11 protein-coding genes are annotated in these 14,582 nt (G+C 35.2%); all 11 read right to left on the bottom strand.

What is annotated here, in order from left to right; translation table 11 throughout:
* Positions 1–15: 15 nt before the first annotated feature.
* The 11 genes from lhgD to J2786_RS12365 all read right to left on the bottom strand — a co-directional run bounded on the left by lhgD (position 16) and on the right by J2786_RS12365 (position 14,526).
* A complete protein-coding gene (gene lhgD / locus J2786_RS12415) occupies positions 16–1,206 on the bottom strand; it encodes an L-2-hydroxyglutarate dehydrogenase (protein ID WP_047434577.1) in 1,191 nt (396 codons plus the stop codon).
* 6 nt (positions 1,207–1,212) lie between these two features.
* Complete coding sequence (locus J2786_RS12410) at positions 1,213–2,508, bottom strand: nucleotide sugar dehydrogenase (RefSeq protein WP_047434580.1); 1,296 nt, start codon at positions 2,506–2,508, stop codon at positions 1,213–1,215.
* A complete protein-coding gene (locus J2786_RS12405) occupies positions 2,508–4,898 on the bottom strand; it encodes a GumC family protein (protein WP_047434583.1) in 2,391 nt (796 codons plus the stop codon). Before J2786_RS12405 ends, J2786_RS12410 begins: the two co-directional genes overlap by 1 nt.
* Positions 4,899–4,906: 8 nt before the next feature.
* A complete protein-coding gene (locus J2786_RS12400; protein ID WP_047434585.1) occupies positions 4,907–5,728 on the bottom strand; it encodes a polysaccharide biosynthesis/export family protein in 822 nt (273 codons plus the stop codon).
* 39 nt (positions 5,729–5,767) lie between these two features.
* Positions 5,768–7,696 (bottom strand): polysaccharide biosynthesis protein, encoded by a 1,929-nt coding sequence (locus J2786_RS12395; RefSeq protein ID WP_047434588.1) that lies wholly within the window; start codon positions 7,694–7,696, stop codon positions 5,768–5,770.
* 356 nt (positions 7,697–8,052) lie between these two features.
* Positions 8,053–8,511 carry a regulatory protein RecX gene (locus J2786_RS12390; protein ID WP_082002025.1) on the bottom strand — a complete coding sequence of 153 codons (459 nt, stop codon included), beginning with the start codon at positions 8,509–8,511 and terminating at the stop codon, positions 8,053–8,055.
* Positions 8,512–8,568: 57 nt separating this feature from the next.
* Entirely contained in the window at positions 8,569–9,834 is a 1,266-nt protein-coding gene (gene glyA / locus J2786_RS12385) for a serine hydroxymethyltransferase (RefSeq protein WP_047434590.1), read from the bottom strand.
* 150 nt (positions 9,835–9,984) lie between these two features.
* Positions 9,985–10,890: an NAD(P)/FAD-dependent oxidoreductase gene (locus tag J2786_RS12380; RefSeq protein WP_047434596.1), complete on the bottom strand. Its 906-nt coding sequence runs from the start codon at positions 10,888–10,890 to the stop codon at positions 9,985–9,987.
* 151 nt (positions 10,891–11,041) lie between these two features.
* Positions 11,042–12,568 (bottom strand): glycosyltransferase family 39 protein, encoded by a 1,527-nt coding sequence (locus J2786_RS12375; RefSeq protein ID WP_310025414.1) that lies wholly within the window; start codon positions 12,566–12,568, stop codon positions 11,042–11,044.
* Positions 12,569–12,625: 57 nt separating this feature from the next.
* Entirely contained in the window at positions 12,626–13,192 is a 567-nt protein-coding gene (locus tag J2786_RS12370; protein ID WP_047434602.1) for a hypothetical protein, read from the bottom strand.
* 122 nt (positions 13,193–13,314) lie between these two features.
* On the bottom strand, positions 13,315–14,526 hold the full coding sequence (locus tag J2786_RS12365) for an efflux RND transporter periplasmic adaptor subunit (RefSeq protein WP_047434604.1): 1,212 nt from the start codon (positions 14,524–14,526) through the stop codon (positions 13,315–13,317).
* Positions 14,527–14,582: the final 56 nt, after the last annotated feature.

Raw genomic sequence — 14,582 nt, 5'->3', positions numbered from 1 at the left:
ATATAGAGGTGCGTTTTAACTTATGACAAGTTCACTGATTTTATTTCCTATAGAAAGGCAGGAAGTGGCAGCGGGAGAAGGGGCATTTCTAACGTGAATAATATTTCCGTTTTTCACGACATCAAAATCATCAATTAATCCTCCATTTCGGTCGCAAGCCTGGGCTCTTACCCCTGAACCTCCTGGTACAAGGTCATTTTCCTGTATTTCCGGTAAAAGTTTCTGAAGTGCTTTTGTAAACGCAGATTTGGAAAGTGAACGGTGCATTTCTCCCATTCCTGTTTTTCCATATTTCGCTACGATTTTTCTAAATCCCGGCCATAGCATGGTCTGCATGGCTTCATTGAAGTTGAAATCGAAAAAATGATATCCTTCTTTTTTGAAAGCCAGCACGGCATTAGGACCGGCTTCAATATTATCATCAATCATTCTGGTAAAGTGAACGCCAAGAAACGGAAAACTAGGGTCAGGTACCGGGTAAATAAGGTGTTTTACCAGATATTTTTTTTCATCCTTAATTTTATAATATTCTCCCCTAAAAGGAATAATGACCACATCATTTTTTTTGTTGGTCATTTTGGTTATCTTATCAGAATATAATCCTGCACAGGAAATAAGTTTTTTGGTCTTAAACTCGGAAATATTAGTGCTGACAATAATTTCAGATCCCTTATCAATAATGTTTTTTACTTCATTATTAAATCTCACTTCTCCTCCTAATTCTTCAAAAAGTTCTTTTATTTTTTTGGCGATTCCCGGGTAGTCGATAATTCCGGTTTGTGGAACTTTAATTGCTTTTACGCCTTCACAGTGGGGTTCAATTTCGCGGAATTCTTCTCTGGAAAGATATTTTAAATCCTGAAGTCCGTTTTCAACTCCTCTTTTATATATATTATCTAAAAGGGGTAATTCTTCCTGTGAAGTAGCTACAATAATTTTTCCGCAAAGATCATATCGTATGCCGTATTTCTCAGCAAAGTTAATGACGGAATTATATCCTTCAATACAGTTTTTAGCTTTAAGGCTTCCTGGTTTGTAATAAATCCCGCTATGGATTACTCCACTGTTATGCCCCGATTGGTGCAATGCCACATCGTTTTCTTTTTCCAAAATGAGAATCTTAGAATCGGTATTTTTCAGCTTAGTCTGATAGGCTGTAGCTAATCCTACCAGACCTGCACCAATGATTATGATATCATAATTCATGATCTTTTATAATCTTGCATCAACCAGATTTCTGTCTAAACATGCTTTGGTATCAAAAACCACTGCATTTTCTTTTTTAAGCAGATCCAGATCCATTTCCAGAAACTCATTGTGAGATACTGCAATAATTAATGAATCGTATTTTTTGCCCTCCTGAAGAGTGTCCAGAATATCAATTCCATATTCGTGCTTTACTTCTTCTTTGCTTGCCCACGGATCATAAATATCAACATTTACTCCGAAATCAGCAAGTTCTCTATAGATATCTACAACTTTAGTATTTCTGACATCCGGACAGTTTTCTTTGAATGTAACTCCTAAAATCAGGGCATTCGAATTTTTGATCACTCCTCCTTTTGCAATCAGAAGCTTCACTACTTTAGCAGCAACGAACTTTGCAATAGAATCGTTGACACGTCTACCCGATAAGATAACATCCGGGTGGTATCCTAACTGTTCTGCTTTGTGTGCAAGGTAATAAGGATCTACAGAAATGCAGTGTCCTCCTACCAACCCCGGTTTATATTTAAGGAAATTATATTTTGTTCCTGCGGCTTCCAATACATCATTGGTATCGATTCCCACTCTGTCGAAAATTAAAGCTAATTCGTTAACAAAAGAAATGTTAACATCTCTTTGGGCGTTTTCAATAGCTTTTGAAGCTTCTGCAACTTTAATGCTGGGTGCTTTGTGAGTTCCGGCTGTAATGATTTTCTTATATAGATTATCAACTTCTTCAGCAATCTTTTCGGTGGAACCTGAAGTTACTTTTTTAACACTGGTAAGTGTATTTACTTTATCTCCCGGATTAATTCTTTCCGGAGAATATCCTACAAAAAAGTCTTCGTTAAACTTAAGTCCTGAGTATTTTTCAAGAACCGGTACGCACTCTTCTTCTGTACATCCAGGAAAAACAGTAGATTCATAAATAACAATATCTCCTTTCTTGATGATTTCTCCCAACATTTTTGAAGCAGAAATCAATGGATTCAGATCCGGAGCATTATATTTATCAATAGGAGTAGGAACTGTTACAATGAATACGTTAGCTTCAGCAATATCAGATAACTGGCTTGTTGCTTTATAGCCTAAGGAACCATTAGATTCGTTATATTTTTTCAGTCCGTTATTTAATTTATCAACATCAGCTTCAAGCGTTATATCCTTTCCGTTATTAAGCTGATCAACACGCTGTGTATTGATATCAAATCCAAAAACAGGATAGTGATCTGCAAATTCAAGAGAAAGAGGAAGACCTACATAGCCCTGGCCTATAACCGCTATTTTATATGTTGTTGTCATTAACTAAGTTTATTTTTTATTTTTTGAAACCAAGATTGTTCTGTATGCTGGTTATAGCCATAACCATATTTATTACTGTATCCTAAATTTTCCCTGCTTACATCGTTAAGAACAAACCCGACATTAGTGATTTTTTTCTGATCAATATTACGGTTGGCAAATTCCAACAATGCTTTTTCTGTGTATTTGGATCTGGAAACGTAAATGGTTACATCAGAAAGTTCAGCAATAAGGAAAGTATCGGTTACAAGAAGTAATGGTGCAGTATCCAGAATAATATATTCATATTTTTCTTTCAATTCTGCAAGAAGAATCTCATAACGACCGTTAGATAGCAATTCTGTTGGATTTGGAGGAATCATTCCTGAATAAATTACATCCAGGTAAGGATTAAAAGATGATACATGGATAATATCTTCAAGTTTAGTCTCGTCATTGTATAGGTATTCCGTAAGCCCGGCAAGTCCTTTTCTGGCAGGATTATATCGCTGAAGCTGAGGGTTTCTGATATCAGATCCTATGATAATTGCTTTCTTCTTTGGATTGGCCAGTGTCAAAGCTAAGTTCACAGATGTGAATGTTTTTCCTTCTCCTTTTACTGTTGAAGTAACAAATACTACTTTTCCTTTTTTCTCTTTTGAAAGCATGAAATTCATATTGGTAATAAGAATTCTGAATGCTTCCGCCATAGGAGTAATATCATTCATTTTAACAATCTCAGAATCTCCTTTTTCAAGACTTGGCAATTCTCCAATAATAGGTGCATGCACTAGTTTTTCAAGATCATGTTTTGTAACAATTTTATTGTTGAAGATGGTAGATAGGTAAATAATCAAAAATGGAATTAAAAGTCCCAAAAACAAAGTTGAAATAAGGACTATCTTTTTATTAGGTGCAATAGGACTTGCTAATGCGTATGCTTTATCTATTATTCTTGCTTTAGGTGCAGTAATAGATTCGGCAATTGCTGTTTCTTCTCTTTTTTGAAGTAACAGCAAGTATAAATTTTCCTTGATCTGCTGTTGTCTTTCAATACTTCTGAACATTTTCTCAATAGAAGGAAGTTTAGATATTTTATCTGAAACCTTATTCTGTTCACCAAGATATTCATTTCTTGCCAGCTCCAGACCTGTTTTGTTTCTTTGCAGACTCTGCTCAATAGACTGACGCATTGTGTTGATCTGTTTGGTAATATCTACCACTGTCGGGTTTTCTACAGTTGCCGACTCTAAAAACCTGTTTCTCTGAAGAATCAGTTGGTTATAAGTAGAAATTCCGGCTATAGCTTCAGGATTTTGTAGCCCTACATTGGAAGGTAGAGCCTGATACTGGCCCTGTTTATTTACAAAACTGATCAATGCATTAGTAAGTTCCAGTTGTGCATCTACATCAAGTTGTTTTGCCCTTGCAGCGGCAGAACTTTCCAGACTAATTTTTGCTTCTGTTTCAAGATCTGTAAGGTTATTTTTAGATTTAAATATTTCTTTTTGACTTTCTACATCACCAAGTTCTCCTGTAAGCCTTTTAATTCTGTCTTCGATAAAGTCAAGTGTCTTCTTAGATTCCGAATTCTTATCTAAAATAGCATCATTATTGTATGCTACAACCAAAGCATTAAGTACATCTTGCGCTTTTGTAATCTGTGGATAGCTCATATCCAGTTTTAATACAGTAGCATCTTTATTAATTAAGCTTACCGCCACCATATTTTGCAGCATGTCTACTTTAGCATCTACTGTTGAAATGTAAAGTTCAAGATCATTCAGATTTACTTCTTTTAAAGCAGCAGGATTATACTTATCATTTTTAGTGATGATAATATTAGCAAAAGGAAGTCCTATTGTCTTACCATAACCGGTAATAATTTCTTTTTGGGGCTTGTCTGTACTTACGATAAGTTTCTCCCCTTCTATTTTTAGCAGAACAGGAGTGAAAATCCCCCCCGGTTTCTCATTAATTACCCTTACTTCAATGGGTGAGGTATCCTTATAAAGTTCAATTTTTCTAAGTTTAGACTTTGCAAAAATATCGGTCTGAAGGTTTTTATTAATGACTACTTCTTTCATGAGTCTTTTTGACTTCAGCATCTCAATTTCATTAGCAATACTGTTTGTTTTCAGACCTCCTAAATTTGAAAAGTCCGGTAAAACGCCTAAATCATTATTGATGGGAGATGACGAGTTTTTGGCATCTTTTACAAGTACTGTTGTCTGTACATTGTAAATGGGGGTCATAAACTTCAATGCAACATAGCCTATTACCAAAGCAATAAAGGCACTTAGAGCAAACCATGGCCATTTTCTTACATAAGGCTTTACTATTTCATTAATATCAATATTACTTGAACTATTTTCTACTTCTAAAGATGGTGAAGACTGCTGGATGTTCATTAATTTTTTTATTTCTTAAATAAACTTATTACTACTGCTATTGCTGTGATAGCTATAGAAGCTGCCGTAAGGTAAAGAGTCGTATTGGGATTCTGTTTTGCTAAAACATCTTTGGTATTGCTTGAGGAAACAATAATGGCATCCCCTTGCTTAAGATTATAATATGGAGAATTAATTAAATTAGCATCCTGAATATTGATACGGCCATGAGAAACGACACCATTTTCAGTTCTGATAACCAATATATCTTCTCTTTTTCCATATTGTGTCAGGTCACCAGCCATCCCTAATGCATTTAAAACAGTCGCCTGTCCGTTTGCTATAGTATAGTCTCCCTGTCTGTTGACTTCTCCAAGTACTGTAACTTTAAAATTCGAGAGTCTGATATTAATTGTTGGATTAATAACATATCTGGTCATTTTTTCTCTAAGTTCATCTTTAAAAGCGGTCAAACTTTTCTCTGAAGTATTCAGTTTCCCTAATATAGGAAAATCAATATCTCCATTTGCATCTACGATATAAGTTGGTCCTGAAAGTACTGTTGATCCCTGGTTAGGAGTATTTCCGCCGGCCATAGCATTTGTCTGGATAAGTTCTGAGGAAGAATAATTCTGATTAAAAGGTTTTACAACATCCATATCTTTCGCTGTGATCAGAATAACCAACTGATCCCCCACCTGGATTGTGTTTGCTGAATTTTTAGCAGAGGCATTAATTGCAACCTGTTCGATATTCTGCATATAATTTAAATCATTCTTAGCATTAGGATTCACTTTGCAGGAAATCACTAATGAGGATGCCAAAATTACTGCTAATATTTTTCCTTTCATTATCTTGTTAAATTATGCAAATATACATTTATATTTTATCTATTTATCCAGGGCCTCATAGATTGAATTATTGCTTCGGAATTCCGGCACTATTGTTTTAAGAATCCTTACCACTTCCACTTTATCTCTTCGCAGGGAAGCCTTAGTAATTTCTTTGGTAAGCTTGTCTATATCTTCAAATCCCATGGAAGGATCTTTAGAAATCATAATTTTATCATTATGCGTAGGAAGTGTTTTTGCATCGTCACTTAAGAGTTCTTCATAAAGCTTTTCTCCCGGTCTCAATCCTGTATAGATGATCTTAATATCTATGTTAGGTTCGAATCCTGATAGTTTTATCATTCTTTTTGCCAGATCAATAATTTTTACAGGTTCCCCCATATCAAAGACAAAAATTTCACCTCCTTCTCCCATTGTTCCGGCCTGAAGTACCAGTTCACATGCCTCAGGAATCGTCATGAAATATCTTACAATCTCCGGATGGGTAATGGTTACCGGACCTCCGGCTTCAATCTGCTTTTTAAAATGAGGAATTACAGAACCGTTGGATCCCAATACATTTCCGAATCTTGTTGTAATAAACTTGGTAACGTTTCCTTCCACATTCTGAAGCGACTGCACAAAAAGTTCAGCAGCACGCTTTGAGGCTCCCATTACGTTGGTTGGATTTACAGCTTTATCTGTAGACACCATTACGAACCTGTTCACTTTATACTTGCTGGATAGTTTTGCAACAATTTTAGAACCTAATATATTAACAAAGATAGCTTCATGAGGATTTTCCTCTACCAAAGGTACATGCTTGTAAGCTGCGGCATGATATACCATTGAGAAATGATACGTCTGGAACAGAGATTCCATCCTGTGATGATTGGAAACATCTCCTAAAACAAATTTGAAAGCGATATTAGGAAACTTCTCTCTCATTTCAAGTTCAATTTCATAAAGAGGTGTTTCTGCCTGGTCTAATACGACAATTAATGAAGGATTGAAGAGAGCAACCTGTCTTACGATCTCGCTTCCAATGGAACCTGCTCCACCGGTTACTAATACTGTTTTATCAAAATGTCTGCTCTTAACTTTTTCATTCTGAATTTTAATAGGTTTTCTATTTAACAAATCTTCAATCTGAAGATTTCTAATAGATCCACCCAGATCACTGTCTCTAAGTTTCTGTACAGATGGAGCCTTAAAAACATTAAGATCCTTCTCTAAAAACAGATTCACCCATGTGTTCATCTCATCTCTGGCCATCATTTCTTTAACGATAAGAACGCCGTCAATAATAAGATCTTCTTTGGTATTTTCTTCTATTTTTTCTTTTCCATAAATTGGTTTTCCCAGCAAAGATGCACTTTTGGAGTCTGTTCTTTGTGTCAAAAAACCTACTACCTGATATGGCAAACTCGGATTATCAAGAATAGCACGTGCAATGGCAATAGATTGTTCATCAATTCCCAATACCAGAATTCTTTTTTTAAGGGCGCTTCTTCGGTATTCCCTTACAATATGGAAAAATTCCTTCACATAGAGTCTGAAAAGAAATAATCCCATAAATGAAATTACAAAATAAAGCATCAGATAAGGAGTAAGGATAAACTTACTTCCTGTGATCCAGAAATAGCAGATATTTATTGTTCCGATAGCCAGCATTGTGCAAAAGCAAGATATCAGCAGCTTAAATAAGTCTATAAATGTGGAGTGGCGGATAATTCCGGCATAGGTCTTGAAGGCATACATAAAAGCAGCATTTACAAGGATAATAAAAGCGAAAATCAGGCTTTTATCATCATGATAAATAAATTCCTGCTTGGTAATTTTTGCGATAATGTAAGTGGAAAGAAATAAAGATATTACAAGAATAATAATGTCTATTACAAGAATTATCCATCTAGGAAGATATCTTACGTCTGAGAGATTGACAACATTATCCCCTCCAAATATTGTTTTTCTAAGAGAATTGTACATTGTCTGTATTGGTGTTCATATTTAATTAAGGTATAATATCTTATTATCCAATCAAAGATAATTCTGATACAATCATGCAAAAATAAAATAAATTTATTTCAATATGCTGAAATCAAAAATAAATTTGATGTTGTATTTATAAAATCTAACAATTTCATTGTTATACAGCTAAATCCACAGACAAAAATCATACCATACAAACTGTCTATGAAGGTGATATTCATCTGTACAAATTCTTATTTTAGCCGCTTTTTCTTTAAAAGAATTATTAAATCTTTATATATCAATCTTTTTCAATGAACTGATTGTTTTTTTTCCTAAAAGTCATACGTCAAGTTTTTTTTATTTATTAATATTTAGTCAAAAATATCAATTATTTTCTCATACTCAAAACCTTTACTCATCAAATATTTTATAGTTTTGGTTTTTTTTTGATATTCTTTCAAGCCAGTTTGTTTGGTGTAATAATCATCAAAAATTTTTCTGATTGTTTTCTCATAATCGGCATCATCAATCTCATCAAAACAAGAGTTTATCAACCTCTCTGAAATCTGTTTTTGTTTCAGATTGATCTTAATTTTGTTCTTCCCCCAATGCTTGATGTAAAATTTCCCCCGGATATAGCTCCTGGTAAATCTTTCTTCGTTCAGATAATTTTCTTTCAGCAGAAATAAAATGATTTCTTCCTTTGCTTCATCAATAAGCAAAAATTCTCTCATCTTCTGTTCTACTTCTGCATGGCAGCGATCCTGATAAACGCAATAATTAACCAGTTTCTGTTTAATTTCGTCGAAGGTATAAGATTTCTTTTCCATTTGAATAAAAAAAGAATGAGCAGCTTGCCCATTCTTTATATGATATTGGAATGTCTGTTAGTAATTGAACAGAGCTTTACCTTCCATTAATTCGTTAACTTTCTTTCTTACAGATCCAAGAACTTCTTCATTTTTGATATTGTCTACCACTTCAGAAATTAATCCGGCAATAGTATCCATATCATTTTCTTTCAATCCTCTTGTTGTAATAGCTGCAGTTCCCAATCTGATACCAGATGTTGTAAATGGCGACTTGTCATCAAAAGGAACCATGTTTTTATTACAAGTAATATCAGCAAGTACTAATGCTTTTTCAGTTTCTTTACCGTTTACTCCTTTATTTCTAAGGTCTACCAACATCAGGTGATTGTCTGTACCACCGCTTACGATATCAAAACCTCTGTCTATCATTGCTTTTGATAATGCCTGAGCATTGGCTTTAACCTGTTTTGCATACGTTTCAAACTGTACATCCAAAGCTTCACCGAAAGCTACAGCTTTACCAGCAATTACGTGCTCAAGAGGTCCTCCCTGAATACCTGGGAATACAGCTCCGTCAAGTACCTGGCTCATCATTTTAATTTCTCCTTTTGGAGTTTTGTGACCGTAAGTATTTTCGAAATCTTTCCCCATCATGATCATACCTCCTCTTGGTCCTCTCAGCGTTTTGTGAGTAGTAGTGGTTACTACATGACAGTGTTCGAATGGAGAATTTAATAGTCCTTTTGCAACCAAACCAGCAGGGTGAGCGATATCCGCCCAAAGCGTAGCACCAACTTCATCTGCCACTTCTCTGAATTTAGCATAATCCAAATCTCTTGAATAGGCTGAGAAACCTGCGATAAGCATTTTCGGTTTTTCTCTCAACGCTACTTCTCTCATTTGGTCATAATCAATAAGACCTGTTTCCTGCTGAACTCCGTAAGAAACTACGTTATACTGAATCCCTGAGAAATTCACTGCGGAACCGTGAGTAAGGTGTCCTCCCATTGAAAGGTCCATTCCCATAATTTTGTCACCTGGTTTCAAAACTGCAAGATAAATGGCAGCATTCGCCTGAGAACCGGAATGTGGCTGAACATTCACGTAGTCTACTCCGAAAAGTTCTTTAGCTCTGTTGATCGCTAAAGTTTCAACCTCATCTACTACTTCACATCCTCCGTAATATCTTTTTCCGGGATATCCTTCAGCATATTTATTTGTCAGTACACTTCCCATTGCTTTCATTACATTTTCAGAAACAAAATTTTCTGATGCAATAAGCTCTAAACCATGGGTTTGTCTTTGTCTTTCCTTTTCAATCAGGTCGAAAATAATATCCATTTTACTTTTAGTTTTTGAAATTTTCACCCCAAATGTACGGAATTTTCGTCGAGATTTCTCTATTGAAAAAATGATTTTTAAACACTAAAAAATGAAAATACCTATGAATAAATTCAATATTATGATTGTTTTAATTGTCTTAAAAAGCTTCTAAAATTCTTCATCTGACAGTTCCTTATTTACCACTGCACCTGCAAAATTTCCCTGTGCAACGGCATTGGCTACGGAACGCATCATGGTTACATTATCGCCACAGGCAAAAACTCCGGGAACGGTTGTTTTCTGCATCATATCAACTTTAATAAATCCCTGTTCTGTCAGTTCGCATCCCAGATCATCGGAGACATTCAGGTTTTGTTCAAAAGGAATTTTCGCATACAAAGCCTGTAGAGGAATTTCTTTTCCGTTTTTAAAAATTATTTTTTGAATGGAGCCGTTTGTATGTTGTATACTTTCAATTTCATCTTCGTTAAGAATAATTTTATTCTGTTTCAGTTTTTCAAGCTGTTCTTCAGTAAGAGCTGCTTTTCCATTGGTAAACAGAGTGAGATTTTTAGTCAGATTAAAAATCAGTTTTGAAAATTCGTAAGCCATATCTCCATTGGAAAGAATTCCGGTAACCTCGTTTTTTACTTCATAGCCATGACAGTATGGGCAGTGGATCACAGAAATCCCCCAGCATTCTGCAAATCCGGGAATATCCGGCATAATATCTTTAACTCCTGAAGCCAGGATAAGTTTTTTAGCATTAAATTTTTCACCAGACGAAGTTTCAATCTCAAAACCTTCGGTTGTCTTTTGTGTTTTCACTACAGTTCCGTTATAAAATTGAACTGTATTGTATTTTTCGACATCTTTTTTAGCAAGCTGTGCAATTTCCGATGGTGTTTTGCCATCATGAGTAACAAAATTATGGGAATGCGGTGTTTGTCTGTTGCAAGGTTTTCCGTTATCAATAATCAGGACATTTCTTAAAGATCTTCCTAAAGACATTCCTGCTGATAATCCTGAATAGCTTCCTCCTGTTATGATGACATCAAAGTTTTTGTTTTCCATAGCTCAGTTGATAATTGATAATTGATAATTGATAATTGATAATTGATAATGCAAAGTTAACTTAAAATCAATTAATGCAATGAAGTTGCAATAACTTTTATCTATTAACTTTATCCTGTCTGCAAATCATCATTTTTATTCTGATTGAAAACTATTTCCACTCATTTTTGATTTCAGTAATTTCATCCTGAATTCTTTTATTGATGTCTATTTTTGCTCCCTGTAAACTGAAAATTGCAGTTCCTCTTTCTCTTGCGTATGGATTGGTAATAGAATCAGTTATTCCTGCAACTTCAAAAAAAGAACCGGATTCTTTAAGTTCTTTCCCTGCTTCAGGAGCATCCTTTATTCTAATGACATTTTTATATTTCCTGCTTACATCGATCCAATTAATATAATCTGCATGAAATGACATTGCCGTAACGCCCGCTTTTGAATAGTAATTGATAGCTCCGGTCTGACCATAATTATCACATAGCACCATGGTATTTCCGGTTTTTGACAGCCTGGAATATTCTTTATCTACTTTTTGAGCCAGCTCTTTCCAGCCTTGCATATCAGCAAAATCCTGTGGCAAAGGATGATCTTTTCCATCTTCCCAGCGAAGAAGTCCGAATTTTTTGTATTGATCCTGGTGAGACACAATATATTCAGGGCTTTTATTCGGGAAGGCTACATTATATAAAGGAAGAAATAAAAGTACAGGGATAAGTACGCTGACCGGTTTCAAAAACCTCTTCCAGCCGGTTTCAAATAGATGTCCGAAAAAAACAGCACCAAAAGCAATATAAACCGGATAAAGCCCTATTGCATAATAATCTTTTGCTTTAAAAAACAAAAACAGAGTAATAGTGATGATATAACTCCAAAAGAAAAACCTGAATTTTTCAAAAGGCTTGTACAAAAGCAATGCTCCCAAGCCTGCAACAAGAACAAAAATAACTCCAACAAAAAATAAAATCTGAGATTTCATAAAATCCATTCTATCCACATGCACAAGCTGTTTTTCGGAAAGTTCTTTCATATGATGAATAACCGGAAACTGATTCTGATACTGCCAGAGAAGATTCGGAAAAATAATAATTAAAGCTAAAAGAGCAGCCCAATACACGTGAGGCTGTATAAAAATCTTCCTTTGCTCTGTCAACAGTAATGCGGGAATAAGCCCTAATAATGAAAAAGCAATGTTGTATTTATTTAATATTCCTATTCCCACAATGGCGGCACCAATGTAAAGCCATTTTACTTTTGAAGAATTGAAATATTTAATCAAGGCATAATAAAGGAACAGCCACAGAAAAATTTCTAAAGAGTTGGGCTGAAACAGCATATTTATCCGGAGGAGTACTGAGAACAGAATCCCTAAAGAAGCAAGTATTTTGGCAAAGAGGCTTCCATTAAGTTCTTCAACAACTTTCCATGTCAGTACAATGGTCAAAGCTCCGAACAGCGCTGGAAAAAATTTAACCCAAAAGACGGAATTCCCTAATATTTTAATCATCCATGCTAACCAGGAGTTAACGGGAGGAACGGAGAGATATCCCCATGCAAGATGATTAGCCTGATCAAGGTGCAGGTATTCATCTCTGTGCAATTCATACTCAGGACTTATCAACGAGTATTGGAGGGCAAACTTTGCAATGATAAAAAGTAACAGAATCCAGTAGTCTTTTTTCATGGGATATAGTTTGAAATTTAAAAGTAAGACATTTTGAATTCACGATTTGTTACATTCTTATGCCTTTTCGAATTTATTATTAATTATTTCACTTTTTATTTTTTGAATTTTGTCAGCCCAATAGTTAATTTCTTCAATCTTCTCAGGACATTCTTCCATAGGAGTTTTCTGGCAGGCAGCTAAGTATTCCTGATAGGTTTTCAATATATCATTCAGGTATGTTTCATAGTCTTTAGGATTTTCAGGAATATATCCTATTCCGTCGCAGCCACAGGAATGGAAGCATTTTCCTGTTTTAAAAAGGCTTTCTACAATCTTCCATTCTTTAACAGCTGTTTTTTTAGGGGCTTTGAAATCTTTCCCCAGATCAGCCATCACATTGCTGCATTCAGGACATTTTATAGTTCTGTTTTCAATCTCTGAAACCATTTTTTGCAGTTCTGCAGTTTCTGTCTTTGTAAAAACAGATCCTACTTTACGAATTACCTTCCCATCAGGCTCACGGTATACTTTTTCTTTTTCTACCCTTTTTATAATATCATATACATCTTGCTGCTTAAATGATTTTCTGCATTTAAAGCATACGTAATGTGATTTATAAGTTTTCCCGGCGTATCTGCACATTTTTCATAGATTATCAATTCAAATATAGGAATTTACACTTGTAAAAGTTTTGATCTAAAAAAGAATCCCGGAGAAAAAAATTCCTCCGGGATTCACAGTTTAAAAGTGTATAGTGTAGTTTATTATTTTTTACTTGCTTTTTCTTTAAGCTCTTCTTTGTCTTTATCAGAAGGGTTCCAAACTTTCACTTCGGTATCTTTTGTGATATTTGATCCCGGAAGAACCTGAACGTTGATTCCGTCACTTGCTCCCAGTTTCACATATACTTTTTTGAATTTCCCGTCCTTTTGTTTTACCTCTACGAAAGGAACATCTTTTCCTTGTTTCTTTTCATACTGCACTAAAGACTCATCCAATAATAATGCATTTTTCTGAGAACTCAAGACAATTTCACCATTCGCAGAAAAACCTGCTCTAATATACTCATTATTAGGATTAGATACATTACCTTCTACCGGAAATTTAATAGTTCCTGCATTATCTTTCCCTTTTGGAGCAATCATTGTTAATTTTCCAGGGAATGTTTTATTTTGAAGAGCACCGATCACGATGTTCATATCCATTCCTTCACTCAGTTTTCCTGCTTGTGCTTCATCGATTTCGCCTTTAAAGATCAGGACGTTCAAATCCGCCACTGAACAGATTGTAGTTCCCGCGTTAAAGTTATTGGCTTCAATCACCTGACTTCCTGCTTTTACCGGAACTTCAAGTACAGTACCTGAGGCTTTGGAGCGAATTTCTGTAGTAGCCAGGCCTTGTCCTTTAAGTTCAGGAGTTGCTCCTGTTTTAGCGATCTGTAATCTTTTCTGAGCGGTATTCAATTGCTGCTGGGCATTTTTCAACGTCTGCTGTTGAGAATACAGCTGCTGCTGAGAGTTCAGATACTCCTGTTTAGAAGCTACTCCCTGCTTGTATAATTTGTCCTGCATTTCAAACTGCTTTTGCATATTTCCTACATTCATCTGTGCATTGCTGATCTGGATCTGTGCATTCTGAACTTCCTGCTGAGCAGCGTTAACTTCAGAGATGCTTGGAACAATTTTTACAGTAGCAATCAATTGCCCTACTTCTACTTTATCTCCTTCTTTTACTAAAATCTTATCGATAATCCCTGCAATATTGGGTTTGATTTCAATTTCTTCTTTTGGAACAATTTTCCCTGTGGCCATTACTTTATCATCCATATTCTGGACAGTAGGCTTACGGGTAAGGAACTCCTCACCTTCTTTAGAGTTAGATTTTACAAGATAGCCAAGCCCCGAGAACAATGCCACTGCAAATAAAAGCCCCAAGACTATATAAATGGCTTTTTTCCAGGTGAATTTCTTTTTCATATGTATAGTTTATTTTTTATTAAATAGATTGAAAGATTTAAGTTCAAAGTTTGATT

This window comes from Chryseobacterium vietnamense, from assembly GCF_031454475.1.
GTDB lineage: Bacteria > Bacteroidota > Bacteroidia > Flavobacteriales > Weeksellaceae > Chryseobacterium > Chryseobacterium vietnamense.
This window is presented reverse-complemented; position numbering and strand designations above follow the sequence as displayed.

Bases quoted from the DNA above. Each gene is read 5' to 3' on its own strand.
- J2786_RS12380 (WP_047434596.1), bottom strand. From the start codon at position 10,890: ATGGAAAACAAAAACTTTGATGTCATCATAACAGGAGGAAGCTATTCA.
- J2786_RS12395 (WP_047434588.1), bottom strand. From the start codon at position 7,696: ATGTACAATTCTCTTAGAAAAACAATATTTGGAGGGGATAATGTTGTC.
- J2786_RS12400 (WP_047434585.1), bottom strand. From the start codon at position 5,728: ATGAAAGGAAAAATATTAGCAGTAATTTTGGCATCCTCATTAGTGATT.
- J2786_RS12375 (WP_310025414.1), bottom strand. From the start codon at position 12,568: ATGAAAAAAGACTACTGGATTCTGTTACTTTTTATCATTGCAAAGTTT.
- J2786_RS12410 (WP_047434580.1), bottom strand. From the start codon at position 2,508: ATGACAACAACATATAAAATAGCGGTTATAGGCCAGGGCTATGTAGGT.
- lhgD (WP_047434577.1), bottom strand. From the start codon at position 1,206: ATGAATTATGATATCATAATCATTGGTGCAGGTCTGGTAGGATTAGCT.
- J2786_RS12390 (WP_082002025.1), bottom strand. From the start codon at position 8,511: ATGGAAAAGAAATCTTATACCTTCGACGAAATTAAACAGAAACTGGTT.
- glyA (WP_047434590.1), bottom strand. From the start codon at position 9,834: ATGGATATTATTTTCGACCTGATTGAAAAGGAAAGACAAAGACAAACC.
- J2786_RS12370 (WP_047434602.1), bottom strand. From the start codon at position 13,192: ATGTGCAGATACGCCGGGAAAACTTATAAATCACATTACGTATGCTTT.
- J2786_RS12405 (WP_047434583.1), bottom strand. From the start codon at position 4,898: ATGAACATCCAGCAGTCTTCACCATCTTTAGAAGTAGAAAATAGTTCA.
- J2786_RS12365 (WP_047434604.1), bottom strand. From the start codon at position 14,526: ATGAAAAAGAAATTCACCTGGAAAAAAGCCATTTATATAGTCTTGGGG.